A 26282-nucleotide genomic window follows, 5' to 3' on the forward strand; every position below is an offset into this window, starting at 1 on the left:
CAGCGGCTTGTCCCGCGCGAGCCCCGGCTTAGGATCCGACCATGTGCGCCTATGTCCTGGTGGCCGAGGACGACGTAAAGCAGGCGGGGATCATCGGCCGTTATCTGGAACGCGAGGGTCACTCGTCACGGCTCGTCCACGACGGGCGAGCGGCCCTGGACGAGATCCGCCGTCGACCCCCCGACCTGCTGGTCCTCGACATCATGATGCCCGTCGTCGACGGCCTGGACGTATGCCGCATCCTGCGCGGCGAGTCGACCGTCCCGGTACTGGTGCTGACGGCGCGCAACACCGAGGACGACCTGCTCCTCGCGCTCGACCTCGGTGCGGACGACTACCTGACCAAGCCCTACAGCCCGCGCGAACTGATGGCCCGCGTCCGCAGCCTCCTGCGGCGGGCGGAACGCCTGACCCTGCCGCGGGCGCCGGTCCTACGGGTGGGCGACCTCGTCGTGGACCCCGCATGCCACGAGGTGCGCCTCGGCGGCCGGGCGGTGGAGTGCACCGTCGGGGAGTTCGAGATCCTGACCGCGCTCGCCGCGGAACCGGGCCGCGTCTTCACCCGTGGGCAACTGCTCAGCCTCACCCGGGGCTCGGCCCACTTCACGACCGAACGCACGGTGGACGTCCACATCCTGAATCTGCGCAAGAAGCTGGAGCCCGACCCCAGGCGGCCGGCCCTTCTGCTGACCGTGTACGGCGTCGGATACAAGCTCGCGGGCAGCGGCAGCAGCGGCGGCGACAGTCCGTCCGCATACCCGGCCGCGCCGAGCCCCTCCGGCACCCGCGGGCACCATGAAGCCTGACCGCACCGCCGCCGTCCGGCTTCCCCCGCACCGGAGCCTGCTGTTCCGGCTCCTGGTCTCGGCGTTGCTCATCGCGGTGTGCGCGATCACGGCCACCGCCTGGCTCGCCGTCCGCAGCACCGAGGCGGCCCTGCGTCGGCAGCAGGGTCAGGTACTGACCGACGACACCGGCGTCTACCGCAGCCTGATGAAGTACGCCGCCACCCACCGGACCTGGGCAGGGGCCGGGGACCTGGTGGACGACCTCGCGCGCCGTACGCACCGGCGCATCGTGCTGACCACCCGGGACCGGGAGCACCGGCGCATCGCCGACTCCGACCGCGGCGCCGGGCATCCACCGTCACGGGTGTTCGCCGTCCTCGACCCCCTGCGCGTCGACCCGGTCCTCGATCCGGCCGCCGGCCAGGACCCGGGCCGTATCGATCCGCAGGTGCCGGGCCCGTACCGGCTGACCGCGGCGGTGCGCGGCCGGCTGGCGGGCCTGGCGGACAAGGCGGCTCGCTGCCTGGAGGACAGCGGGTACACCTTCCGCCGGGACGTGTCCGCGGCCGGCCGGCCGCGGATCACCTTCACGGATCACGCGTCGCTGCGGCGGAGGATCGAGGGGTACGGAGAACTCCAGAGCAAGGTCGCCGAGGGGTGTGGACTCGACGCACTCAACACGCCGACGAGGAGTGAGCGTGCCGCCCTCGCCGACCTCAACGACCGCTTGCGCACGTGCCTGGAGCGTCAGCGCATTCCTGGGGTCCGCCTCGGTGCCGACTTCCTCCCCGTCAAGCCGTTGCCCCGGCAGGGAGGAACCGTCACGGCGGCGCAGAACTGCGTCGACACGAGCCGACGCGAGCAACTCACCCCGTACGTCGCTCCCGTGGCGCTGCTGTACGTGGGTTCGGACACCCGCTCCCCCGTCCCCGGCTTCGACCTGTCCGCGGGCAACACCTCCCGCATCGTCGCGGTCACCGGATGCGTCCTGCTGCTCACCGCAGGGGTGACGGTCCTGGTCGGTTCCCGTCTGGTGCGGCCGCTACGGGCGCTGACGCGTGCGCTGCACCAGCCGGACGGGACGACGGCGAGGGTGCCGATCACGACCCGCGACGAGATCGGTCAACTGACCGCCGCGTTCAACCAGTTGTCCGAGCACCGCGCCCGCGCGGAGGAACAACGCACCGTCATGGCCGCGGACATCGCCCATGAACTGCGCACTCCGCTGAGCACCATACGCAGCACCCTGGAGGCCACCCAGGACGGCATCCTGGTCCCGGATCAGGACGTGACCTCCTCACTCCTGGAGGAGGCGCTGCTGCTCCAGCACATCATCGACGACCTCCAGGACCTGTCGGCCGCCGACGCCGGGACGTTGGCCCTGTACCCGGAACCCTTGTGGGTGGGCGACGTTCTGCATCAGGTGGCCGGCGCGCACCGCGCACAGGCGGAGACCTCCGGTGTGACGCTCACCGTCGAGGTCGCCGGGGAACTGGAGCTGCATGCCGACCCGGTGCGGTTGCGGCAGATGATCGGCAACCTGGTGTCCAACGCGGTACGTCACACCCGCTCCGGGGATGCCATCACCCTGCGTGCCTGTCGTGACGGGGCAGCGGTGGTGATCGAGGTCGCGGACACCGGCGCCGGGATCGCACCCGGCGACCTCCCGTACCTCTTCGACAGGTTCTGGCGTGCCGACAAGTCACGCAGCAGGCAGACCGGCGGCAGCGGCCTGGGGCTGTCGATCGTACGCAAGCTCGCCGAGGCACACGGGGGCAGCGCGACGGCGGAAAGCGCCCTGGAGGTCGGAACCGTGATGACCCTGCGACTTCCCGCATGACGGCGCCAACGGTTGGCACGTGTCCCGCGGCCCCTCAGGTGAACGGGCCCTCCAGCGTGAAGCGGCGCAGGTTCCGGGCGAACGCCTCGGCCTCGCCCGGCGCCCACGAGGACACGCTCGTCATGATGTGGGCCGCCAGCCGTGTGCGCAGCTCTTCCACCGCGCGTTCACCCTGCTCGGTGAGGACCAGCAGGTGTGCGCGCCGGTCGGTGGGGTCCGGTTCGCGGCGGACGAGACCGGCCGCTTCCAGGCGGGAGGCCCGACGGGTGACGCCCGAGCGGTCGAGGCCGACGTCGGGGGCCAGTTCGGCGGCGCTGCGGGGTCCGATGCGGGCGAGTGCGCTGAGGACGGGGTACGTCAGCTCGTCCACGGCCTCGCCCATGCCCTCGGTCAGCTTCTTGTGCAGCTGCGCGCGGGTGGTGCGCCGCAACAGGATGCCCAGCGCCTCGGCGATCTCGTGTCCTACGTCGTTACTCACACCCCAAGAATAGCGTGCGCTGCGCACGCGTCGAGCGCTACAGTCAAGGTGAAGCGTGCGCAGCGCACGCATTCCGAGATTTCCTGTCCCCGAAGGGAAGTTCCATGAACCGCACCGGCATCGAGGCCGCCCTCACCGACCTGATCTTCAACCGCGACCTCACCGTGGAGGAGGCCGCCGACCGCCACTTCACCCCGGAGTACCGGCAGCGCACCGACGGGCAGTGGGACGACCGCGCCGCGTTCATCAAGCACATCACCCACGTGCGCGGACTCGTCGCGGACGGCCGCGTGGAGGTCCACGACGAGCTGTACGACGGCGGCAAGTACGCCGACCGGCACACCGTGTACATCACGAAGACGGACGGCTCGACCGTGACCATGGAGGTCTACGTCTTCGCCGACCTCGCCCCCGACGGCCGGTTCAGCCGCATAGAGGAGACCACGTTGATGCTGCAGGGCTCCGATGCCGACCGCAGCATCGGCAGCGCCCGGTAGCCCCCTCCCTCGATGCCGGACCACCGACCCGTGAGAACGGCCAGGCCGACGGCCTGGCCTTCTCGGCTGCGGTCAATCGAGTTCCCTTGGGCCGTAGGGGGCGGATTCCGCTCCCGTATTCAGGGCCCAGTAGCGGTCTCCGTGCGACCAGTGCCACCACTCCGTGGGGTAGTTGACCAGTCCGGCAGCGGTGAGCGCCGCGCTCAGGAGGTTCCGGTGAGAGCGGGCCTCGCCGCTGATGTTGTCGGCCTGTGTGTAGCAGGCACCCGCGCTCTCCTCCGGCGTCGCGTTCATGCGGGTGCCCAGGTCGAGTTCACGGCCCTCGTCATCCGCGAGGGTCAGATCAACGGCCGCGCCGGCGCTGTGCGGTGCGATCTCGGGAGGGGACACGTAGCGGCTGGCTGCCGAACGAACCTGCTCAGCGGGCCAGTTCGGGTGATCGGACCGCAGTTGGGCTGCGTATTCGTCGAAGTACCGGCGCTGAAGGGATGGTGGGCGATACCCCTCGACGAACAGCAGCCGCATTCCCTCGGGCAACAGTTCCTGCGCCTTGAAGAGCCGGCCGAGCACTCCTTCCCGCAGGTGCGCGAAGGCTCCGCCGGAGTCCTGCCACTTCCGCTCGTCGACCAGCAGGCGGCCGTCTCGTCGCACATCCACGAGCCGTTCACCGCACTCCTGAACGGGCACGGCCGCGACCTTCGGATCGGACATCAGGACGATCTCAGTCATGACGCGATCATCTCGCGGCCGTGGCGGGTTCAGTTGGCGTTGAGCACGACCGTGGGGTGCAGACGCGCCGCACGGACCGCCGGGTAGAGACCGGCGACGACGCCCATGACGAGCGTGGCCGCCAGGCTCCCACCCAGTGCCCACAGCGGTACGACGGCGATCCAGCCCTGGATCCGGGCGAAGGCGAAGGTCGCCGCCGCACCGAGCAGTGCGCCCGCCGCGCCGCCAAGGACCGACAACAGCAGTGATTCGGTGAGGAACTGGAGCCAGACCGCCCTCTTGGTGGCGCCGAGCGCGCGGCGCAATCCGATCTCCTGGCGGCGTTCCAGCACCGAGATGACCATCGTGTTGGCGACTCCGACGCCGCCGACCAGCAGGGCCACCGCGCCGAGTCCGAGCATCAGCGTGGTGAGCCCCTTGTCGGTGGCGGCCTTCGCGGCGAGTGCGTCGGAAGGGCGGGACACCTTGACCGAGCCCTCGTTGCCGGGGCTGACCGAGCGGGCGAGCACCGCGCGGACGTCCTCGACGGAGGCGTCGGAGGACCGCTCGAAGATCGTCGTGGGATGGCCGTCGAAGCCCAGGTACTTCTCCGCCGCCGGAAACCCGACGAGGGCGACGCGGTCGAGATTGGGGACGAGTTCGACGGGCTTGAGGATGCCGATGACCACGACGTGCTCGTGGTTCATCATGATCGTCTCGCCGGGCGCGGTGATGCCCAGACGCTCGGCCGCGACGGAGCCGAGGACGGTGACCGGCAGCCGCTCTCGCGCGGCGTCGAGCCAAACACCCTGCGCCACACCGGTGTTCAGGGCAGTCAGCAGATCCGGCCGGGCCGCCTGCGTCGTGACGCCGGCCGGCTGCTCCTCGGGAACCACGTCGCTGCGCCGGATACGGGCGTCGACCTGTCCCGTCGCGGTGGCGTGCCGCACCGGGCCGATGCGCTCCACCATGGCGACCGCGCTCTTGGGGAGTTTGACGTCCTGGCCCATCGCGTCCTTGCCCGCCTCCGCGGTCAGCAGGTTCGTGCCGAGCCGGTCGAGCCGCGCCATGAGGTCGGCGCGGCTGGACGTGGAGAGTCCCACCACCGCGACCATGGTCGCGATGCCGATCGCGATGCCGAGGGCCGAGAGCACCACGCGGGCGCGCCGGGCCCGCAGGCCTACGGCGCCGAGGCGCAGCACGTCGGCGGTGGCGAGGCGGGCGGGCCGCAGAGCGTCTCGGCCTCCCGCTCCCGTTCCGTGCCTGTCGGCCGGGGTGGCCGTTTGACGGCCGGTCATGACGCCACCTGCCCCACGAGGGAGTCGTAGACCACCGAGCCGTCCCGGAACCGGACGCTCCGGGGCAGCGAGGCGGCGATGTCGTTGTCGTGGGTGATGACACAGACCGTGGTGCCCGTTGCCCCGAGTTCCTGGATGAGCTCCATGACGATCTTGCCCGACGCGGTGTCGAGGGCGCCTGTCGGCTCGTCGGCGAGCAGCAGGGACGGCTGTCCGACCAGCGCCCTGGCAATGGCCACGCGCTGCTTCTCACCACCCGAGAGCTCGCCCGGACGGTGCTCAAGACGGTGGCCGAGGCGGACGTGTTCCAGTGCGGTACGGGCCCGCGCGCGCCGCTGCCCGAGCGGCACACCGGCGTAGAGGAGCCCGTCCGCGACGTTGTCCACCGCGCTTCTGCCCGCGGCGAGATGGAAGTGCTGGAACACGAACCCGATGTGGCGGGCCCGCAGCGCCGACAGCCGGCTGTCGGACAGCGCGCTCACGTCGTACCCGGCCACCCGGACCGTGCCCGACGTGGGTCTGTCGAGCGTGCCGATCAGGTTGAGCAGAGTCGACTTGCCGGAGCCGGAGGGGCCCACGATGGCGACGAGTTCACCCTCGTCGACCTGGAGGTCGACCCCGCGCAGGGCATGTACGTCGCCGGGATAGGACTTGGTGGCGTCGCGGAGCTCGATCATCCTCATGACGCGGCCACACCCACCTTCATGCCCTCGGCGATGCCACTGCCGCTGACCTCGATACGGCCGTCCGCCGTCATGCCCGTCTCGACGCGGACCATCCGGGTGCGGGCGCCCTCGACGACCTGCAGACCGTAGCCACCGTTCTCACCGCGCAGGGCGACCACGGCCTCGACCGGAACGACCAGCACGTTCTTGTGGCTCTCGCTGACGAAGGTGACGCTCGCCGTGGCCGCGGAATCCTCCGACGACGACGGGGACTTCACGCCGTCGAGGGTGATCTCCACCGTGATCCCGTCCTGGGCCGTCGCGGAGGCGTCCTGCGACGACTCGGGCCGCACCGTGCCCGACACCTTGCCAGCCACCTTCCGGCCGCTCGGCAGGGTGACCTCGACCTTGGTCCCCTTCGACGTCAGGACCGCGTCCCCCTGATCGAGCCGTGCCCGCACGACCGGCTTGGTCGAGGCGACGGTGAGCACCGCCTTGTCGGGACCGATCCGGTCGGCGAGCGCGGCGTCCGCCGACACCACCCGGACCTCGCCCGGCTGGAAGACGATGTCGCCCTGGCCGACCCGGCCGTCCGCGTTCTCGATGCCGAGCGACTTCTGCCAGGCCTTGACGGCGGTCTCGGTCCCCTTGTCGTAGCGGGTGTCGACGTACAGGCTCGCGCCGAAGCCGAGGTCGCGGAGGTCGCGCTCCAACTGCAGTACGTCGGGGCCGCGGTCGCCCGTCTTCATCGCGCGGAACACCGGGGTCGATCCGTACATCAGGACGACGGGCCGGGCGTCGCGCTCGTACAGCCGCTGTCCGGCCCTGACCGTGCGCCCCTCTTCGGCGGCCCGGGTGACCGTGCCCTCGACGGCGGACTTGACCTCCCTGCGCTGGGCGTAGTCGAGCCTGCCGTCGACCGTCTTGCTCTGCACCAGGTCGGTACGGGTGACGGTGGCCGTGGCGGGCGGCAGGCGGTCCTTCGAGGCGTCGGCGTCGGCCCCCGCGTCCCGGCCGCCGGCCACCACCGCGACGCCGGCCACGGCGGCCGCCGCCAGCGCGCCTGCGGCGACGATTCCCGTGCGCCTCTTCACTGCATGCCGTCCAGACCGTCGAGCAGCTTGTCCTTGCACGCCTGCGTGGCCTGCTTGTACGCGGGCGAACGTACGTCGAGCTGCGGTGAGGCCGGGTTCGGGTCACCGCCGGGGATCACATTGCCGCCGGACATGGTGGGGTTGGTGAACTTCGAGACGCCGTTCTCGCGCATGCACTTCGCGTGCGCCAGCATCGACTCGTACTCCTTCTGGACGTCCCGCTTCGGCTCCAGCTTCATCGCCTCGGACATCTCCTTGCCGCAGACGCCGTTCCTGCCGCCCTTGGAGGCCTCTTCGTTCCCGGGCCGCTGCGCGAGCTCGTCGATCTTCGTCCAGTCCAGATAGCCGCTCAGCTTCGGGTCGGGGAAGTCCTTGACGCCGCCCTTGCCGCGCATGCACTGGACGTACGCCATCTGTGCGTCGTAGAAAGCGCCCTTGTCGCCGGTCCCGGACTTCCCGGCGGAGCCTGAGCCGGACGACCCGGAGCCGGACGACCCCGAGCCGGACGACGGGCTGTCGGGGACCGAGGCGATGCCCTCGTCCTTGGCCTCTCCGTCTCCTCCGCAGGCGGTGGACACTGCCAGGACGGGGAGTACGGCGAGGGCGGCGAGGCGCAGCCGGGCGGTGGTGCGGGTTGTGGTGCGTGGGTTCATGCACCCAATCTCGGGCGGTCACATGATGGACTCTGGATGCCCGGATGATGAGCACGTAACAAACGCTCCCGTCCCCCGCCGCTTCCCCGACCAGGGCCGCTGACCTGTGCACGCTCGGCCCATAATCGAGGGCATGCCCCATGTACTGCTCATCGAGGACGACGTGTCCGTGCGCGACGGAATGGAGCTCGTGCTGCGCAGACACCGCTACGAGGTGACCGCGGCCGGGACCGGCGAGGAGGCCCTCGCCGTGCTGGACGGACCCGGCGGCGCATCGGTACGGCTCGTCGTCCTCGACCTCATGCTTCCCGGCATGGACGGTTTCGAGGTGTGCCGACGCATCCGCGCGCGCAGCACGGTGCCGCTGATCATGCTCACGGCGCGCGGGGACGACCAGGACATCGTCACGGGACTCGAAGCGGGCGCCGACGACTACGTGGTCAAGCCCGTCACGGCCCCGGTGCTCGAAGCACGGATCAGAGCGGCACTGCGCCGGGCCGAGCCCGCGACCGGATCCGGGAACACGGAGGACCACGCGGGGCTCGTCATCGACCGGGCGGGACTGACCGTCACCAAACTCGGCAGCCCCGTCGCCCTGCCCCCGATGGAACTGCGGCTGCTCCTGGAGCTGTCCGCCGCCCCTTGCCGCGTCTTCAGCCGCGAGCAACTGCTCGAAACGGTCTGGGACCACGACTACCTGGGCGACTCCAGACTCGTGGACGCCGCGGTCCGACGACTGCGCACCAAGATCGAGGACGTGCCCGCCCGCCCCCGGTACGTGCAGACCGTGCGTGGCTTCGGCTACCGGTTCGGTCCCCTGTGAGGCTCGCATGAGGCGCCCGCGGCTGCGGACGGGCGGACTGCGCATCCGCCTCGTCGTCACCTTCGTCCTCGTCTCCCTGATCAGCGCGGTGACCGCCACCACGCTCGCCTACCGCGAATCCCGCAACGCGGTGCTGAAGCGCACCCAGGACGCGATCCAGACGGACTTCCGCGACCGGGTGGGCGAGGTCGCCGCCGACGTGGACACGCCGCCCGACCGCAACACCCTCAACCGCCTCGCGGCCAATGTCTCGCGGGGGCTCGGCAGTGACCTCGTGGTCGCCCGCTACCACGACCTGGCGGCATCCTCCGACACCACCGCCGACCAGACGCGCATCACCCCCGAACTGCGCGCCGCGGTGCGCACCACCGGCCGGATGAAGTTCCAGCGCGTCGAGTGGCACGGCGAGCCCTATCTGGTCGTCGGTACGCCCGTTGCCTTCGACGACGGCCGCACCTCCGAACTCGACGTCTTCACCGTCTCCTCGCTGCGGGCCGAGGAGGAGGACACCGCCGGACTGCTGGCCACCGTGCGCGCGGGACTCGTCCCGGTCGTCCTTCTGACCGCGGTCCTCGCGCTGCTCTCCGCCCGGACCGTGCTGCGTCCGGTACGGGACCTGGGCCGGGCCACCCGCACACTCGCGGCGGGCGATCTGTCCACCCGGGTCACGGTGAAGGGACGGGACGAACTCGCCGACCTCGCCCGGAGCTTCAACCACACCGCCGACAGCCTTCAGGCCTCCGTCACCAAACTGCGCGAGCAGGAGGAACGGGCCCGCCGCTTCGTCGCCGACGTCTCGCACGAACTGCGCACCCCGCTCGCCGCGATGACGATGGTGGCGACCGTACTGGACGAGGACGCCGACCAGTTGCCCGCGGACTCCGCCATGGCCGCCCGTACCGTCAGCTCCGAGACGGCGCAGCTCTCACGGCTCGTCCAGGACCTCATCGAGATCTCCCGTTTCGACGCCGGTGCCGTCCGGCTCAATCCCTCCGACACCGACCTCGCGGCGGCGATCCGCTCGACGCTGGCACGACGCGGCTGGACCGACCTCGTGCACGCCGACCTCCCGGACGGCGTGCGGGCGAACGTCGACCGGCGCCGCGTGGACGTGGTCGTGGCGAACCTGGTCGGCAACGCGCTGCGGCACGGGGCCCCGCCCGTCGACGTGGTACTGCGCGCCACGGACGACGAGATCACCGTCGAGGTCCGTGACCGCGGCCCCGGCCTGCCGGCCGAGTCCCTGACTCACGTCTTCGAGCGCTTCTACAAGACCGACGCCGCCCGTACCCGGTCCGAGGGCAGCGGCCTCGGCACCGCTATCGCCCTGGAGAACGCCCGCCTGCACGACGGCACCATCGAGGCGGCCAACCGGGCGGGCGGCGGCGCGGTGTTCACCTTGCGGCTGCCCCGCCGACGGACCGAGGAGCGGCCATGAACATCACGAACGGCTTGATACGGGTGCCGAGCAGCCTGCGCGACCGCGTTCCGCGATGGACGGCCAGTGTCCTGCTGCTGATGGCCGCGGTCGCGGGGTGCGGGGTGCAACCGACGGGGGTGGTCGACGCGGGCGAGCCCGCCGCGGGGCTCACCAAGGGCATGCGGATCTACTTCGCCTCCGACACGGGCCTGCGCGGTGTCTCGCGGCCCGACCGCGAGGTGACCGAGCTCGGTTCCGCCGTCAAGCTGCTGGTGGCGGGCCCGAACGCGTCGGAGCAGAAGAGCGGCCTCACCAACCTCGTCGAGCCGACGGGCACGTACACGGCAACCGGCCACGGCAAGCAGGTCACGCTCGACATGCCCGGCACCCTGCTCTCGCCCGACAACCGCCTCCTGAACGGGCAGTTGGTGTGCAGCCTGGCCCGCGCCCAGTCCCTCCTCGAACCGGACATCCGCCCGGACGACGTCCAGGTAACCCTCAAACCGGACGGCCGGCCGCTCGGTCCTTACCGGTGTTCCTACTTCCTCGACAACTGAGGGCGGAGCGGTTCCCGCGTACAGCGCTCGGCCATCGCCACGGGCCGGCCCACGGACCGCCCCGTGGCGTCACACGGACTTCGTCAGTCCTTGCGCACCGGGCCCGTCGAGGCTCGGATCACCAGTTCGGGGTCGAAGAGCAGTTCGCCGTGGGGGACCTCTCGCCCGGCGACCAGTGCCTGCACGCTGCGGCCGACCTCCAGCGCGAGGCGGTCGGCGGGCTGGCGGACCGTGGTCAGGGGCGGGTCGACGAACTCGGTGATCATCGCGCCGTCGTAGCCCACGACCGAGACGTCCTCGGGCACCGACCTGCCCTGCCGCCGCACTCCCCGAATCGCACCGAGGGCCATGTAGTCGCTGGCGGCGACGATCGCGGTGACTCCCAGCTTGAGCAGAGCGGTGGCGGCCGCCTGGCCGCCCTCGACCGTGTAGGACTGGCGGATCACCAGGTCGTCGGCGGCCTCGGTCCCCCGCCGGGCCATGGCATCGACGAAGCCTCGCACGCGCCGGTCGGCGGGATGGTTGCCGACCGGACCCGACGCCATTCCGATGACGCGGTGGCCGAGCCGGTACAGATGGTCGACGGCCAGCTCCGCGGCCAGGGCGTCATCCGTGGAGAACACGGGGGCGGACACCTCGGGGGCGAACTCGCCGTTGATGCCGACGTAGGGGATGCGGCGCGCCCGCAGCAGCTCGTACGTCTCGGTGTCCGCACCCTCAAGGGTGTTCGACACCGAGAGGAAGATGACGGCCGCGATGCCCTTGTCGACGATCGAGGTGATGAACTCGCGCTCCTGGACGCCGCCGGGGAAGGCGGGGCAGAGGACGGCCTTGAGACCGTGCGGGACGAGGGCCGACTCGATTCGTTCGGCGACGTCGGCGAAGAACGGGTTCGAGACGTGCTCGGTCATCACGGCGACCAGCTGGCCTTGGACCGGGCGCTCGTAGCCCAGCTCCGCCATCGCGCTCTCGACCGCGTCCCGTGTCTTCTTCGCGACGCCCTGCCGCCGGTTGATGACGCGGCTGACGGTCGCCTCGCTGACTCCGGCGCGAGCGGCTACCTCGACGATGCCGACCTTCATGCACTCCCCTTCGTCGGGTGGCTCACGCACTTCTCCGGCTCCGCACGATCTTACGACCGGACGGGCCACGGACATCTCTCACGGCGGACCGGCTGACGAGGGGGACGCTAGTCACCCGTCATCGGACTTGCAATGAATCAATGCAAACTTTCTGTCGTGCGGGCAGGCATTTCGTGACCGGTCTATTGAAAGGCTCCATGCCCGTTGCTAGCGTCCACGCACCCATCCCCGCCATGGACTGGAGCCGCCATGAGATCCACCCGCCCCAAACGTGTGGGCCACATAGCCGCCCTCGCCCTGCTCACCCCGCTCACTCCCCTGGCCATGAGCAGCCCCGCCGAGGCGGCGCCCGCGCCGCTGACTGTCACGAACCCCGGCTTCGAGCAGGACCAGGCCGGCTGGACCTTCACGGCCGGTACCGGTGTCGCCACCAACCTGCCGCACAGCGGCAGGAAGCTGATCTATCTGGACGGTGGCACCGGCAAGGAGGTCTCGCAGACGATCACGGCCGGCGCCACGGGTACGTACGACCTCTCGGCCTGGGTCGCCACGGGCGGCGCGGGCGGGAAGTTCACCGTCCGCGTCAACGGCACGACAGCCGGATCGGTGGACCTGCCCAGCCAGTCCGGCTATGCCCGCTACACCGTGAGCCGGGTGCCGCTGAACCCCGGTGACCAACTGCAGATCGCCTTCGAGTCGGGCAGCGGCTGGGTCAACGCCGACGACGTCATGGTCTCGCCCGCGGCTCCGGCGGACCCGGTCGTGACCTCGTCGGACCCCAGGCTGGTCGAGATGTTCGACTGGGCGAAGCGCAAGGCCAACAGCTGGGTGCAACTGCCGGGCACCGAGGGCCCGCTCAACGTCGACGAGCGCAACACCTCGGGTACCGGGACCGGTACGTACGGTCCGTCCTACTGGGCGGGCTATGCCCACCGCAGCGGCTACTACTCACGCGACATGGTCCACCAGCTGGCGGGCGCCGCCGTGCTCGGGCTGGACGCCGAGAACCAGAGCATGCTCAAGGCGTTCGCGGCCTCGTCGACGGCGGAACACAAGTACTTCCCCGTCTGGGCCATGAACTTCGACAACAAGACCTACCTGGCGATCGACTATCACGGCCCGACCGACTTCGTCCGGGAGGTCCCGGCGGGCTTCGAGCTGGTGGAGAAGGCGAACCAGGCCTACCGGTGGACCGGCGACAGCGCGTACGTCCGCGACAGCACGCTGTGGGACTTCTACCGGCACACCACCGACCAGTTCGTCTCGCTCCACGACGGCGACAAGCCGAACGGCGTCGCCGAGGGCACGGGCAAGGGCATCTTCGCCGGCACCGCGAGCTACGACGAGGTCGGGGACGAGCCCCTCAGGGAGGCCGGTGACGCCATCGGTTCGCAGTACCAGGCGTACCTGGCCATGGCCGCCCTCGCGAAGAACCGGGGCGACGAGGACCTCGCCCGTACGTACACCCGCAAGGCGGCCGGTCTGAAGTGCTACTTCAACTCGACCTGGAGCGGCACCGGTTCCGGCGGTGACATGGTCCGCGGATACACCACGGACGGCAGGCCGCTGACGGGCTGGGGCAAGGAGAACAGCTGGTTCATGCCGATGAAGAGGATCATCGAGGCGGGCCCCCGCAACGACGCCTACCTCGACTTCATCGACCAGCAGGCGAGCGGCAGCGGGAAGCCGAGCAACGTCGAGGCCATCTCGTACCTGCCGGACACCTTCTTCGCCAACAACCGCAACGACACGGCGTGGAAGTGGATGCGGTACGTCTACGACCAGCGCAACGTCCGGCACCCGGTGTCGAAGCAGGGACCGAACGGCGACTACCCCGAGGTGTCGTTCACCCTGGTCGGCCAGACGGTCCAGGGCCTGATGGGCGTCGAGCCCGACGCCCCCGACCACGCCCTGTCGACCCAGTCCCGGCTGCCGTCCGGAACCGACTGGACGCAGATCAAGGATCTGAAGATCGGCGACAGCACGTTCACCCTGCGCCACGACGGGCCGACGAAGTCGACGCTCACGCACAGCGCCGGCACCCACGCGTACCAGTGGGAGGCCCGCTTCCTGGGCCGATACGGCTCCGTCGAGGTCAACGGCGCACCGCGCAAGGCTCGGACCAAGGTGGTGGACGGCGTGACCTACACCTATGTCAAGGTCGCGCTGGCTCCCGGCCGTTCGGCGTCGGTCGAGGTGGGCAACTGATTCTCAGCGGTGCCTGGCACGAGAGCGCCCACGCCGCGCGACCAGACTCGCGACGTGGGCGCATGCCCGTGAGCGTCCGTCCGCCGCCGAATCAGCGGCGACGACGACGCCGGTACCCCGCCAGAAGGACGCTGCCGACCAGGACGACCGCGGCGGCGGCGATCCACGTCCACGTTGTCCAGTTGTCGCCCGGCCCGCGCGGCGGCTCCGGGGAGACAACCGACACCTTCGCCCCTTCGCCGGGCTTCGGCGAACTCGTCACCGGTTTGGGGACGGTGACGTTGGCTTCGCCGTAGCCCAGTTCGGGAAAGGCGCTGCGTACCGTGACGCGCCACCGTCCCTCGGACAGGTGCTCCCGCGTGGTGAATCCGCCCGCCACGTGGGGTACTTGCACAAGGCGCCACGGTCCGACGGTGCGGCCGTCGGGCGCCTGCGCCGTGAGCGTACCGACCACTTTGTCGTCCACCGGGTCCTTGTCGTTCTCATAGGTGCCCAGTGCCAGGACCTGCCCGGACCGGTCGAGTGAGACCCGGAACGTGATGGTGTCGTCGTGCGCGGAAGCCGGATGGGCTCCACTCACCACAACGACTCCGGCGAGCAGCGCGGCCGCCGCCGCGGTCGTTCCCTTCAGGCGCATCCCTGGCCTACCTCCTGGCGGAGTGGGTCAAGGGACCGGAGTCCGGTGCGCTCGTCCGCGTTCACTGCACCTCCTTGGTGCGGAACGTCGCAGCGGGTCCCGGTTTGGTGGTGCCCTTCGGGGTGTGGGCGGTGACCGTGACCTTGTAGTCGGTGCCCGGCCACAGCGAGGTCAGGCTCAGCCGGAGCCCCTTCACGTTGCCGAAGGAACGTCCGTTGACCCGGACGGTGTAGAGATCCGCGGTGGGGACGCCGCGCCAGGTCAGCACGGCCGATGTGGTCTTCACCTGCGTGGCATGTGCTGTGGGCCCGGTGGATCCACCGGGGCCGTTGTCCGTGCCCCCGCCCTTCGACAGGAAGGTGTTGTCGGCCACGTTCCAGTGGGTGGCCAGATAACTTCCGGGCTTCGGGGCGGTGTTGTAGTAGTCGTCGTGGTTGCAGTCGAGTCGGGCCTCTTTCGCGCGATCCGGGCACAGCACCTGCATGCGCGGGTGGTAGGGCGCGTCCGAGTAGCACATGACGTCCCACTCGTCCACGCAGTGGCCCGCCTTGGTGCTGTGCGGAGCACTGTCGTTGACGGCGCCCAGATTGTGGCCGAGCTCGTGCGCCGCGACCTGGCCGTTCCAGCAGCCGGCGTCGACCCGTGCGTAGGAAGGGCCGAAGTTGCTGCGGTTGTTGGTGCCCGGCTGTTCGTCCCCGGCCATGGTTCCGATGCCGCAGTACACGTTGGAGTCCGCGAAGAGCAGGTACTTGCGGTCACGCCGGTCGTAGCCCTTGGCGCTCAAGGCCCGGTTCAGCGAGCTGAAGTCCTGCAGCTCCGAGGCCCCGACTTCGACACCGGTCAGTGCCGGTTTGCAGGACGAATCCGAGAGGAAACGGATGTGACGTGTTCCGCCGGTCTCCGCGGCACTGGCGTTGTAGATGGTGTCGATGTCCGCGGCCCAGCGTTGGAAGGAAGCCTGGTACTGGGCGAACCGGTCCTGGCCGGGGGCGTGCACGTAGAGCACCTGAACCCTGTTGCCCGACTTGCCGTCGCCGATGCACGGGATCGACGCGCCGGGCGCGGAGGCGCCGCCGTCTGCACGAAGTTCACGCGCACCGCTTCGAGAAGCGGCTATGGGAGGGGTGTCCTTGCTGATGTCCATGCCCTTGGGCGCCGCGTCCGGGCCATGGCTGCACTGACCGGAATCGTCCAGGTGGTACAGGCCGACGCACGGATCATCCTTCGGTGCCGCCCTCAGTCCCGCATAGACCATGCCTCGGTCGGCATCGCTCTTCGGGGGTTGGCCCAGCGGAGCCGGCTCCTTCGTGGACCGCGTCGGTATGTCTCCGCTGCTGGCCGAGCTGTGGGGTGTGCCCACCGAGCCGGCGCTTCCCGCCATGGCGGCATGGATGCCGACAGCCGCGGCGCCCAGTCCCGCCAGGGTGCTGAGCACCACGAGGAGCGTCCACGGTTTCTTCCTGCCATGTTTTCGTGCGGTCTCTTTGCTCATGATGGCTGTTCCTCCATGTGTCGTGGGAGGCGAGGTGACAGTCGACGCCGTGCCATCGCTTGGACGGACCGGTCAGCGGCGGTCGGCCACGGATCGACCCGCCGCGCGCCCGGTGAGGCCGGGGGCGGTCCAGACGGGCGGGTTCACTGTCCTCGCCGAGTAGCCGGCGGTCGCCGGATGGGGTGAACGACCGGCCGGACATCGCCCGGCAGGCAACGGGGGTTGCCCTAACTACGGGGCGGAGCGGCAAGGAGTCAAGGACCAACGATCGTCGCGGCCATCCTCCGCCGGAATGAGTTCGCCCGAACCTTCGTCAAATTGCGGACGGCAGAGGGCACGGGCCAGTAACCACCCGCAACGCTCAAATACTTCGGGACTCCCGAAGAAGAGTTCGGTGCATCATCGGCGAAACACGACTGCGTCCTGGCTAGAGTCGCGGGACACATATCCCCCCTGGCACAACGGCACACGGCGAGCAGGGGACTATCAACTCCAGCCGGCCGATCCGCCAAAGTCGTGTCTGCCGGACCTCGAATCGAATGGAATTCATCGATGCGGTCTGATGGCCCGGCTGCCGACTCCGCAGCCACGAAAGGAACGCGTGGTGACAGGATCATCGCCCATTGCGGCTTCGTCGTTGTAGTGATGGTGAGCGCGGCGCTAGCCCGGTTCACGGCTCACCTCGCCGGTCTCATCACCGCGGGATCATTTGGCGCCCTGTTCGTGGGGACATTGGCGGTCATGCGGGCACGCGGCCTGTCCCTACGATCGGCAACGCGTCGCGCCTACCTCTTCACCTTCACCTACACCAATTGGTTCTAGGGTCCGGCAGATCAGCACTGGGGAAAGTTGAGAGCGAGGCCGCCGCGGGCGGTCTCCTTGTACTTGGTGCTCATGTCGGCGCCGGTCTCACGCATGGTGCTGATGACGCTGTCCAGCGGGATCAGATGTCGTCCGTCGCCGTGGATGGCCAGGCGCGCCGCGGTGATGGCCTTGGCGCTGGCGATGGCGTTGCGCTCGATGCACGGGATCTGAACGAGTCCGGCTACGGGGTCGCAGGTCATGCCGAGATGATGTTCGAGGGCGATCTCCGCGGCGGTTTCGGCCTGGGCGGGGGTTCCGCCCATGAGTTCGGTCAGGCCCGCGGCGGCCATCGCGGCAGCGGTACCGACCTCTCCCTGGCAGCCCACTTCGGCTCCGGAGATGGACGCATTGCGTTTGACGATGATGCCGATGGCGGCGGCGGTGAGCAGGAAGCGGACGGTGCTGTCGTCGTCGGTGCCGGGCACGAACTGGTGGCAGTAGTGCAGGACGGCCGGGATGATGCCGGCGGCGCCGTTGGTGGGGGCGGTCACGACCCGTCCCCCGGCGGCGTTCTCCTCGTTGACCGCCAAGGCGTAGAGGGCGACCCAGTCCATGGCCGTCAGCGGGTCGGCCGGGTCGGTGTGCTTCTGCAGCCGGTTGTACAGGGCGGGGGCGCGCCGGGGCACGTTCAGCCCACCGGGCAGGATGCCCTCGTTGCCGCAACCGCGCCGCACGCAGTCGCGCATGACCTTCCAGATGTGCAGGAGCCGGTCGCGGACCTCGGATTCCGACCGCCATACGGTCTCGTTGGCCAACATCACGTCGCTGATGGGGCCTTCGCCGGCCAGGGCGAGTAGTTGCTCGGCGTTGGTGAACTGGCAAGGGGGGACGCCAGGTCTGTGGTCGGGGGTCTGGGAAGCATCGTCGAGCAGGAACCCGCCGCCGATCGAGTAGTAGGTCTGACTGTCGAGGACGCTCCCCTTGCTGTCGAAGGCGCTGAGCGTCAGGGCGTTGGGATGGGCCGGCAGGGTCCTGTCCTGGTGGAAGCTGATGTCGAAGGCGGCGGCATACGATCCCGGCAGCCGGATCCGGCGCTCCGCGGCGAACTGCCGGAACCGGTGGTCGGCGCTGGTGACGTCGACCGTTTCCGGCTCCTCGCCCGCAAGTCCGAGCAGGACGGCCTTGTCCGTGCCGTGACCGATGCCGGTGGCGGCCAATGAGCCGTACAACTCGATCCTGATCGCCGCGACTTCGGCCAGCACGCCCCGTTTGTCGAGTCCCCGGACGAAGCGGCGACCGGCGCGCATCGGAGCAACCGTGTGTGAGCTGGAGGGGCCGATACCGATGCTGAAGAGAGCGAACGTACTGATCACGGGAGCTCCATGGGGCTGGGTGACGAAGGGCGCGGCGGCGGGGTGCTTCTGGAAGTACCGGATCATTGGTTTGCGCGATGAATTGCCGACCAGGGTGAGAATGGTGTACTCCCGAAGTTCCCTGTCCGGTGGCACACGGTGGCCACTGACGCATACGGGCATTCGCGTCTCCCTCTCGCTATGGCACCGCCCACATACTCACGGGTCACGTAGCGCTCGACGGACAGGGCGTGCCACGATGCCGAGCACCAACTCGCCGTGGAGGAAAGGGAGTACACGTTTCCCTCCCGGCAGTGGAATGGTCCCCCGTTCTCACTGGGAGGTGCTCCAATGGCCGAAGAGGACCTGCGGACCCATTTGTGTCGCCTTGGTCTGAGCCACCGACAGGCGGACATCTATATGGCTCTGCTTGCCATCGGTCCCTGTAGACAGGAAAGTCTGGCCAGGGACCTGGACGAAGAACAGGAACAGGATCTGGAAGGAGAGTTGGCGCAACTGCGCAAGCTCGGCCTGATCACCGTCTCCGGGACCGACGTCTGCCAACACGTGCCGGTCGAGCCGACCATCGCGCTGGAATACCTGGCGCACGCCCGCACGGCCGAACTCCGTCAGTCGCACCAGGCCGCCGTCAACGCCTATCGCGGCTACCGGCGCTCCGTCAGTCCGCAGGCGACGGAGAACCTGGTCGAGGTCGTCACCGGTCCCTCGATCGCCGAGCACATCTGGAACATCGAGGAAGCCGCCGAAACCCAGGTCCTGCGGTTCGACTCACCGCCGTACCACACCCACGGCAGCGCCAACCCGATCGAGGTCGAGAAGCTCAAGAACGGTGTCGAGTACCGGGTCGTGTACTCCAAGTCGGCTATCGAGAACTCCGCGTACTACAGCATCAACATCCAGCCGTGCATCGCTGCCGGGGAGCATGCCCGTATCCTTCCGACGGTCCCGGTGAAGCTGACCATCTTCGACCAGCGGCTGGCCATCGTGTCGATGTCCTTCGTCGAAGCCGAAGTCAACGACTCGCTGCTCATCGTCCACCCCTCCAGCCTGCTGTCGGCGCTGACGGGGCTGTTCGAGACCTCATGGCGGACGGCGCTGCCCATGCATCTGAACGAGCGCGTGCCCTCGGCGCTCAGCCCGATGCATCGCCGCATCCTGGAGCTCCTGGCCACCGGCGTGACCGACGAGACCATCGCCGAACTGCTGGGCGTGAGCCGCCGCACGCTGTCTCGCCATCTGGAGCAGCTCAACACCCGTGCCGGATCGCTCACCCGCTTCCAAATGGCCCTGCACGCGACCCGCAACGGTTGGATCTGACCGGGGCGGGCGTGGTCACGTCCCGGTCGCCGGCATCCGCAGGAGGAGTCGGGCGCCGGCCGCGGTGAGCGACCAGCGGGCGGAGTCGTTCGCGGCACCGCCGACGCCCGCGTTCACGGCGGGGGCCACGTCGATGTGGGGTGCCTGCTGGGCTGCCTGTTGTTCCACGGGCAGTACCGCCCAGCAGCGTTTGCCCGACGCTACGCGTTCGCTGCCGTGGAGCAGGCACAGCGCGTCGATCAGCGCGAGGCCGCGTCCGCCTGCGTCGTCGGCGTCCGCCACCCTCGGCAGGGGCGCTTCGGTGCTGCCGTCGACGACCTCGATCACCACGAGCCCGCCCTCCAGCTCGATGTCGACGGTCAGTGGCCCGGACGCGTGGCGCACCGCGTTGGTGAGCAACTCCGTTGCCACCAGCTCCAGTTGAGAGCACACCTCGTCGTCGAGCGGGGCGTCCCTCCTCCGTACCGCGGCCGAGATCCGGTGGCGTGCGGCGTGGACCGCCGCGGGGGTTGCCTCAAATGCGAAACGGAACCGATGGCGGGACATGCGCATCTCCTCAGGAGCACGCCTTGTTTGCTTCCCTTGTAGCCGCCCCCGCTCCGCGAGAGTGGCCAGCCGTCGCTCATGGCGTCAGGTGGTCACCGGAGCGAGCGACGTCGTCCGGATGTCACGGATCGCGCTCGCGCCCTTCTTCGCCACTGGCGACACGTCGTCACCACGCGGGCCCAACTGGCGGTACACCAATCGCACTTGGATCCCGGGGGCCTTCCCATCCCCCCTCTCTCCCTGGAGCCTACGTGCGTCCATCTGCCCGAATAGCCGCTCTCTCCGCCCTGGTGGTCACCGCTGCCCTGTCCACACAGGTCTTTCAGGCGGCCGGCGCGAAGACACCGTCCGGCGGCGAAATCCGCACCTCGGCCGACGCCCTCACGGGGCGGTACATCGTCGTCCTCAAGGACACGGCCGCCGCTCCGGTACGGGACACGGCCCTGCGGCTCGCCCGCGACCACAGCGCCAGAATCCGGCACACCTACAGCACCGTGCTGCACGGGTACGCCGCCGAGATGACACCGCAGCAGGCGCGTGCCACGGCCGCCGACCCGCGCGTGGCCTACGTGGAGCAGGACGCGGAGCTGCACGGCTCCGCCACGCAGGACAACCCGCCGTCCTGGGGCCTGGACCGCATCGACCAGCGCAAGCTCCCCCTCGACAAGAGCTACACGTACTCCACGACCGCGAGCAACGTCACGGTCTACCTCGTCGACAGCGGTCTGCGCACCACCCACAAGCAGTTCGAGGGCCGCGCCTCCATCGGCGTGGACGAGGTGGGCGACGGCCGCAACGGACAGGACTGCATGGGCCACGGCACCCATGTGGCCGGAACGGTCGGCGGCAAGGACTACGGCGTCGCCAAGGGCGTCAAGCTCGTCGCCGTTCGCGTCCTGACCTGCAACGACTCCGCGAGCACCTCGGCCATCATCGCCGCCGCCGACTGGATCACCGCACACGCCGTCAAGCCGGCAGTGGTCAACATGAGCATCAACGGCTCACGCAGCAGCAGCGAGGACGACGCGATCAAGAAGTCCATCGCCTCCGGGGTCACCTGGGTCGTCTCCTCCGGCAACAGCGGCAAGGACGCCTGCAACAACTCACCGGGCGACATCACCTCGGCGATCGTGGTCAACAACGCCGACTCCAACGACACCCGGCGCTCCAGCTCCAACTTCGGCCGCTGCACCGACCTGTTCGCCCCCGGCACCGGCATCGTCTCGGCATGGAACAGCGGCGACACGGCCACCCACACGCTGTCCGGCACCTCCATGGCGGCTCCCCACGTCACCGGTGCCGCCGCGCTGTGGCTCTCCGCCCACCCGAACGCCACGCCCGCGGATGTGCAGACGGCGCTGACCAGCAGCGCCACGCCCGACAAGATCCGCGACGCGGGCAGCAACACCCCGAATCGCCTGCTGTACACGGGCAGCACCGCTGCCCGTGCCAGCAGGTAAACCCCACCGCACCGATCCCCACAAGGAGGGTTACACGATGCGTCTTTCCCGCATCGCCCCACTGCTGTGCGCACCCGCGCTGGCTCTCCTCGCCATGCACGTGCTCCCAGTGAAGTCGGCGGAACACGCCCACAACAGCTCGGCGACCAAACCGGTCGCGTCGGCGATCCCGCAGTACGACCACGTGGTCATCGCCATGTTCGAGAACAAGAACTACACGTCGGTCAAGGGCAGTTCCAACGCCCCCTACCTCAACTCACTCGCGTCCCAAGGAACGCTGTTCACCAGCTCCTTCGGCCTGACCCACCCCAGCCAGCCCAACTACATCGGACTGTTCTCCGGCTCCCAGCAGGGGGTCAAGAACGACGACTGTCCCAAGTCGTTCCGGACCGGCAACCTGGGGCAGCAACTGCTGGACGCCCACAAGACCTTCAAGGGCTACTCCGAGGCCCTGCCCAAGGCCGGCTCCACCGACTGCAAGAGCGGCAAGTACCGGCGCAAGCACGCCCCCTGGGCGGACTTCCCCACCGTGAGCGGCTCCGCGTACAACGTGCCGTTCTCCACGTTCCCCAGCGACTTCACGAAGCTGCCGACGGTGTCGTTCGTCATCCCCGACATGTGCAACGACATGCACGACTGCTCGATCGGCACCGGTGACTCCTGGCTCAAGAAGCACATGGACTCGTACGTCCAGTGGGCCAAGAGCCACAACAGCCTGTTCATCGCGACCTTCGACGAGGACAACTTCACCAGCGTCAACCAGATCTACACGGTCATGGCCGGCGCCCATGTGAAGGCGGGCAACCAGTCCAGCACGCAGATCAACCACTACAACGTGCTCCGCACCCTGGAGGACATGTACGGGCTGCCCGCCCTCGGCAACGCCGCGAACAAGTCCCCCATCACCGACGCCTGGGACACCTCCTCGGCCGCCTCCCGCAAGGGCTGACCCGGCCCGACGCGAAAACCGTCGGCGGCCGGAACACGGCACCTGGTTCCGGCCGCCGGCCCCTCCCCACCGCCCCGAGGAAGCGAGCACGGCCGTGTACCTGTCCACCATCGACCGACCGCCCAAAGACCGCTCCGACCGAGGCCGGCGCGCCGGCCTGGCCTCGGTCGGGGCCAACGTCCTGGCACTGGGGACGGTGAGCCTGCTCACCGATGTCTCCGCGGAGATGGTCACGGCCGTCCTCCCGCTCTACCTCGTCCTCACCCTGCACATGAGTCCGGCGGCATACGGCATGGTCGACGGCCTCTACACGGGCGCGACCGCCCTGCTGCGGCTGGTCGGGGGGTTCGTCGCCGACCGCTTCCGCAGGCGCAAGCCCGTGGCGGCGGTCGGCTACGGCGTCTCGGCGCTGGCCAAGCTGGGCCTCGTCGCCGCCGGCTCCTCGGTGCCGGCCCTCGGCGCGGTCATCGTCGCCGACCGCACCGGAAAGGGGCTGCGCACGGCCCCGCGCGACGCGCTCATCACCCTGTCCGTCCCCGAGCCGCTGCTCGGCCGGGCGTTCGGGGTCCACCGCGCCATGGACAGCGCCGGCGCGTTCGCCGGGCCGTTGGCCGCGCTCGGCGTGCTGACGGCCGTCGGAACCATCACGCCGGCCGCCTTCAACGCACTGTTCCTCACCAGCTTCTGCGTGGCCGTCGTCGGCCTGCTGGCGCTCGCGTTCCTGGTCCGGGACCACCGCGAGAAGCGCCCGCCTGCCGCGCCCGTCACCCTGCGCGCCGCGGCGGGGCTGCTGCGCGCGGCCCCCATCCGCAGACTCCTGTACGCCGCCGGGCTCCTGGGGCTGACCTCCATCGGCGACGGCTTCGTGTATCTGCTGCTGATGCAGCGCCACACCGTGACGACCGGCTGGTTCCCGCTCCTGGCCGTGGGGACGAACCTGGTCTACCTGCTGCTCGCCACTCCCCTCGGCGCGCTCGCCGACCGGTTCGGCCGGCACACGGTTCTGCTCTCCGGTTACGGCGCGCTGGTGGCCGTATATCTGCTGCTGGGCAGCCCGTTGGACGGTATGCCGCTGGCCGTCGCGGTGCTGTGCTGCCACGGCGCCTTCTACGCCGCCACCGACGGAGTCCTGATGGCGCTGGCCGGGCCCGTCCTCCCCGCCGACCTGCGCACCACCGGCCTGGCCTGCGTGCAGACCGTCCAGGCCGTGGCCTACTTCGCCTCGTCGGTGGCCTTCGGGGCCGCCTGGGCGAACTGGGGAGGCACCGACGCGGCCCGGGCCGCCGCGGGCGCGGCCGTCCTCGCGGCCGCGGCGACCTCCGTCCTGCTTCCGCGCCCCACGACCCCGAAGGAAACGGTGACGGCATGAGCAAGCGCAACAAGCGGCTCCTCACCGGGTTCATCATCCTGGGCCATCTGATCGCGCTGGCCGCCCTTGCGGCCCTGGCCATCCTGGACGCCCGGGACGCCGGGGCGTCCTCACGGTCGGCGGCGACCGGCACCGTCTCGCTCGCCCCCGGGCCGCGCCTGCTGGCCCGCAGCACGGCGGCGGACAGCCAGGGCCGTCTGGTCGCCGTACCGGCGAACTCCCCGGGCGGGAGCAAGGTGGTGTCGACGCTGTCGTGCAGCAGGCTGTACGCGGCCGGGAGCACGGGACTGTGCCTGCGCCTCGACCCGGGGCTGACGACCTACCAACTCGTGGTCCTCGACCGGAATCTCCATCCCACCCGCGAGATACCCCTGGTCGGAGTGCCCAACCGGGCCAGGGTCTCGCCCAGCGGGCGGATGGTCGCCTGGACGGTGTTCGTGGCCGGCGACTCCTACAACGGAGGGCGGTTCTCCACCCGCGTCGGCATCCTCGACACCCGTACCCAGGAGCTCATCCCCACGTTGGAGGACTGGAAGATCACCGTGTCGGGCCAGCCGTACAAGGCCCGGGACCTCAACTTCTGGGGCGTGACCTTCACCGCCGACGACCGCCGCTTCTACGCGACCATGTCCACCGCCGGCCACCGCTACCTGGTCCTGGGCGACCTGGCCACCCACCGCCTTCGCACCGTCCGGGACAACGTCGAGTGCCCCTCCCTCTCCCCGGACGGCACCCGTATCGCCTTCAAATCCGCCGTCGACGGCGACCCGCACCACGGTTGGCGGCTCTCGGTCCTGAACCTGGCCACCCGCCGGGTCACCCCGCTCGCCGAGACCCGCAGCGTGGACGACCAGGCCGCATGGCTCGACCCGCACACCATCGCCTACTCGCTCCCCCGGGGGCGGGGCCACGCCGACATCTGGAGTGTGCCCGCCGACGGTTCCGGCACCCCGCGCCGGATCATCCCCGACGCGGAGTCGCCCGCCGCGCTCGGCCCCGCGCCGCGGAACGGGTGAGGCCACCGCTCCGGCCACCGGGCCGCGCCGAGTGCCGCGGGAGGTTCGAGCGCGCCCTGTCAGTGAGACCGGCCGGAGTTGAGGCGGGCGGCCTGGCGGGTCAGGTGGTCGCGCTCGGCGAGGTTGGGTGCCTGTCGCGCCGCCTCGGCGTACAGCCGTGCCGCCGTCGCCAGGTCGCCGTCGCGCTCGTGGAGGTACGCCGCCACCGCGGCGTACCGGGGCAGTGAGTCGTCCAGTGCGGCGAGCGCCGCCAGGCCCGCGCGGGGTCCGTCGGCCTCGCCCACGGCGACCGCGCGATTGAGGCGGACGACCGGGCTGTCGGTCAGGCCCGCGAGTTCGTCGTACCACTCGACGATCTGCACCCAGTCGGTCTCCTCAGCGGTGAGCGCGTCGGCGTGCAGCGCCGCGATGGCGGCCTGCGCCTGGAACTGGCCCAGCCGGTCGCGGGACAGGGCCGACTGCAGGATCTCGACACCCTCGGCGATCACCTTGGTGTCCCACCGGCCACGGTCCTGCTCGGCGAGCGGTACCAGGCTGCCGTCGGGCGCGGTCCGAGCGGCGCGCCGGGCGTGATGGAGCAGCATGAGCGCGAGCAGCCCGGCCACTTCCGGGTGGTCGATCGCGGCCGCGAGCTGCCGGGTGAGCCGGATGGCCTCGGCGGCGAGGTCGACGTCGCCGGAGTAGCCCTCGTTGAAGACCAGGTAGAGGACGCGCAGCACGGTGGCGACATCGCCGGGCTGGTCGAACCGCACGCCCGAGACGGTGCGCTTGGCCCGGCTGATGCGCTGCGCCATGGTCGCCTCGGGCACCAGGTAGGCCTGGGCGATCTGGCGGGTGGTCAGCCCGCCGACGGCGCGCAGCGTGAGCGCGACCGCGGACGACGCTGTCAGTGACGGGTGGGCGCACAGGAAGTAGAGCCGGAGCGTGTCGTCCGCCGAGGGCGTCGGCCCGGCGGCCGGTTCCTGGTCGAGGAGGTCCTCGCGCCGGCGGCGGGCGGTGTCCGACCGCGTCGCGTCCAGGAACCGGCGCCAGGCCACGGTGACCAGCCAGCCCTTCGGGTCCCGCGGCTGGTCGGCCGGCCATACGCGGACCGCTTCGACCAGCGCGTCCTGCACGGCGTCCTCGGCCGCCGCGAAGTCTGCTCCGCGGCGGACGAGGATTCCGAGCACGCTCGGTGTGAGGCTCCGCAGCAGAGCCTCGTTCAGCTG

General features: G+C 70.0%; 24 protein-coding genes. 12 read left to right on the forward strand and 12 right to left on the reverse strand.

Annotated elements, in window-relative coordinates:
- The first annotated feature begins 41 nt into the window (after window positions 1-41).
- Both IPZ69_RS16170 and IPZ69_RS16175 read left to right on the forward strand, forming a co-directional pair.
- Window positions 42-806, forward strand: a complete 765-nt coding sequence (locus tag IPZ69_RS16170; RefSeq protein ID WP_235454828.1) for a response regulator transcription factor — start codon at window positions 42-44, stop codon at window positions 804-806.
- Entirely contained in the window at window positions 796-2628 is a 1833-nt protein-coding gene (locus tag IPZ69_RS16175; protein WP_235454829.1) for a sensor histidine kinase, read from the forward strand. Before IPZ69_RS16170 ends, IPZ69_RS16175 begins: the two co-directional genes overlap by 11 nt.
- A gap of 34 nt (window positions 2629-2662) precedes the next feature.
- On the opposite strand, the gene IPZ69_RS16180 is transcribed toward IPZ69_RS16175, so the two are convergent.
- Entirely contained in the window at window positions 2663-3106 is a 444-nt protein-coding gene (locus tag IPZ69_RS16180; RefSeq protein WP_235454830.1) for a MarR family winged helix-turn-helix transcriptional regulator, read from the reverse strand.
- Window positions 3107-3210: 104 nt separating this feature from the next.
- Here IPZ69_RS16180 and IPZ69_RS16185 point away from each other — a divergent pair, with 104 nt between their 5' ends.
- The gene (locus IPZ69_RS16185) at window positions 3211-3603 is read left to right on the forward strand and encodes a nuclear transport factor 2 family protein (RefSeq protein WP_235454831.1); all 393 of its coding nucleotides are present in this window, start codon (window positions 3211-3213) and stop codon (window positions 3601-3603) included.
- 72 nt (window positions 3604-3675) lie between these two features.
- On the opposite strand, the gene IPZ69_RS16190 is transcribed toward IPZ69_RS16185, so the two are convergent.
- The 5 genes from IPZ69_RS16190 to IPZ69_RS16210 are packed head-to-tail and all read right to left on the reverse strand — an operon-like array spanning window position 3676 to window position 8021.
- A complete protein-coding gene (locus tag IPZ69_RS16190) occupies window positions 3676-4332 on the reverse strand; it encodes a M15 family metallopeptidase (RefSeq protein WP_235454832.1) in 657 nt (218 codons plus the stop codon).
- Between the two features lie 29 nt (window positions 4333-4361).
- Window positions 4362-5609: an ABC transporter permease gene (locus IPZ69_RS16195; protein WP_235454833.1), complete on the reverse strand. Its 1248-nt coding sequence runs from the start codon at window positions 5607-5609 to the stop codon at window positions 4362-4364.
- Window positions 5606-6286, reverse strand: coding sequence for an ABC transporter ATP-binding protein (locus tag IPZ69_RS16200; RefSeq protein ID WP_235454880.1), 681 nt, complete (start codon window positions 6284-6286; stop codon window positions 5606-5608). Before IPZ69_RS16200 ends, IPZ69_RS16195 begins: the two co-directional genes overlap by 4 nt.
- A 2-nt stretch (window positions 6287-6288) precedes the next feature.
- Window positions 6289-7368, reverse strand: a complete 1080-nt coding sequence (locus IPZ69_RS16205; RefSeq protein ID WP_235454834.1) for a peptidoglycan-binding protein — start codon at window positions 7366-7368, stop codon at window positions 6289-6291.
- A complete protein-coding gene (locus IPZ69_RS16210; protein ID WP_235454835.1) occupies window positions 7365-8021 on the reverse strand; it encodes a hypothetical protein in 657 nt (218 codons plus the stop codon). Before IPZ69_RS16210 ends, IPZ69_RS16205 begins: the two co-directional genes overlap by 4 nt.
- A 133-nt stretch (window positions 8022-8154) precedes the next feature.
- Here IPZ69_RS16210 and IPZ69_RS16215 point away from each other — a divergent pair, with 133 nt between their 5' ends.
- The 3 genes from IPZ69_RS16215 to IPZ69_RS16225 are packed head-to-tail and all read left to right on the forward strand — an operon-like array spanning window position 8155 to window position 10821.
- Window positions 8155-8844: a response regulator transcription factor gene (locus tag IPZ69_RS16215; RefSeq protein WP_235454836.1), complete on the forward strand. Its 690-nt coding sequence runs from the start codon at window positions 8155-8157 to the stop codon at window positions 8842-8844.
- A 7-nt stretch (window positions 8845-8851) separates the two neighbouring features.
- Window positions 8852-10282, forward strand: coding sequence for an ATP-binding protein (locus IPZ69_RS16220; protein WP_235454837.1), 1431 nt, complete (start codon window positions 8852-8854; stop codon window positions 10280-10282).
- Window positions 10279-10821 carry a hypothetical protein gene (locus tag IPZ69_RS16225; protein ID WP_235454838.1) on the forward strand — a complete coding sequence of 181 codons (543 nt, stop codon included), beginning with the start codon at window positions 10279-10281 and terminating at the stop codon, window positions 10819-10821. Before IPZ69_RS16220 ends, IPZ69_RS16225 begins: the two co-directional genes overlap by 4 nt.
- Window positions 10822-10904: 83 nt before the next feature.
- On the opposite strand, the gene IPZ69_RS16230 is transcribed toward IPZ69_RS16225, so the two are convergent.
- Complete coding sequence (locus IPZ69_RS16230; RefSeq protein WP_235454839.1) at window positions 10905-11903, reverse strand: LacI family DNA-binding transcriptional regulator; 999 nt, start codon at window positions 11901-11903, stop codon at window positions 10905-10907.
- Window positions 11904-12152: 249 nt separating this feature from the next.
- Here IPZ69_RS16230 and IPZ69_RS16235 point away from each other — a divergent pair, with 249 nt between their 5' ends.
- Window positions 12153-14111, forward strand: a complete 1959-nt coding sequence (locus IPZ69_RS16235) for a hypothetical protein (protein WP_235454840.1) — start codon at window positions 12153-12155, stop codon at window positions 14109-14111.
- Between the two features lie 91 nt (window positions 14112-14202).
- Here the strand turns inward: IPZ69_RS16235 and IPZ69_RS16240 are convergent, their stop codons facing one another.
- From IPZ69_RS16240 to IPZ69_RS16250, 3 genes are all read right to left on the reverse strand, one after another.
- On the reverse strand, window positions 14203-14748 hold the full coding sequence (locus tag IPZ69_RS16240; protein WP_235454841.1) for a hypothetical protein: 546 nt from the start codon (window positions 14746-14748) through the stop codon (window positions 14203-14205).
- A gap of 61 nt (window positions 14749-14809) precedes the next feature.
- Complete coding sequence (locus IPZ69_RS16245) at window positions 14810-16240, reverse strand: fibronectin type III domain-containing protein (RefSeq protein ID WP_235454842.1); 1431 nt, start codon at window positions 16238-16240, stop codon at window positions 14810-14812.
- Window positions 16241-17073: 833 nt separating this feature from the next.
- Window positions 17074-18417 carry an L-serine ammonia-lyase gene (locus IPZ69_RS16250; protein WP_235454843.1) on the reverse strand — a complete coding sequence of 448 codons (1344 nt, stop codon included), beginning with the start codon at window positions 18415-18417 and terminating at the stop codon, window positions 17074-17076.
- A gap of 330 nt (window positions 18418-18747) precedes the next feature.
- Between IPZ69_RS16250 and IPZ69_RS16255 the strand changes: the two genes are divergently transcribed.
- Window positions 18748-19734 (forward strand): helix-turn-helix domain-containing protein, encoded by a 987-nt coding sequence (locus IPZ69_RS16255; RefSeq protein ID WP_235454844.1) that lies wholly within the window; start codon window positions 18748-18750, stop codon window positions 19732-19734.
- Between the two features lie 15 nt (window positions 19735-19749).
- On the opposite strand, the gene IPZ69_RS16260 is transcribed toward IPZ69_RS16255, so the two are convergent.
- On the reverse strand, window positions 19750-20280 hold the full coding sequence (locus tag IPZ69_RS16260; protein ID WP_235454845.1) for an ATP-binding protein: 531 nt from the start codon (window positions 20278-20280) through the stop codon (window positions 19750-19752).
- A gap of 251 nt (window positions 20281-20531) precedes the next feature.
- Between IPZ69_RS16260 and IPZ69_RS16265 the strand changes: the two genes are divergently transcribed.
- From IPZ69_RS16265 to IPZ69_RS16280, 4 genes are all read left to right on the forward strand, one after another.
- On the forward strand, window positions 20532-21740 hold the full coding sequence (locus IPZ69_RS16265; protein WP_235454846.1) for a S8 family peptidase: 1209 nt from the start codon (window positions 20532-20534) through the stop codon (window positions 21738-21740).
- A gap of 37 nt (window positions 21741-21777) precedes the next feature.
- Window positions 21778-22689 carry an alkaline phosphatase family protein gene (locus IPZ69_RS16270; RefSeq protein ID WP_235454847.1) on the forward strand — a complete coding sequence of 304 codons (912 nt, stop codon included), beginning with the start codon at window positions 21778-21780 and terminating at the stop codon, window positions 22687-22689.
- Between the two features lie 94 nt (window positions 22690-22783).
- Entirely contained in the window at window positions 22784-24058 is a 1275-nt protein-coding gene (locus IPZ69_RS16275) for an MFS transporter (protein ID WP_235454848.1), read from the forward strand.
- Window positions 24055-25074 carry a hypothetical protein gene (locus tag IPZ69_RS16280; RefSeq protein ID WP_235454849.1) on the forward strand — a complete coding sequence of 340 codons (1020 nt, stop codon included), beginning with the start codon at window positions 24055-24057 and terminating at the stop codon, window positions 25072-25074. The genes IPZ69_RS16275 and IPZ69_RS16280 overlap by 4 nt, the downstream gene beginning before the upstream one ends.
- 59 nt (window positions 25075-25133) lie before the next feature.
- Here the strand turns inward: IPZ69_RS16280 and IPZ69_RS16285 are convergent, their stop codons facing one another.
- A complete protein-coding gene (locus IPZ69_RS16285) occupies window positions 25134-26279 on the reverse strand; it encodes an RNA polymerase sigma factor (RefSeq protein ID WP_235454881.1) in 1146 nt (381 codons plus the stop codon).
- Window positions 26280-26282 lie beyond the last annotated feature (3 nt).

The organism is Streptomyces olivochromogenes (assembly GCF_021538895.1).
Lineage (GTDB): Bacteria > Actinomycetota > Actinomycetes > Streptomycetales > Streptomycetaceae > Streptomyces > Streptomyces olivochromogenes_A.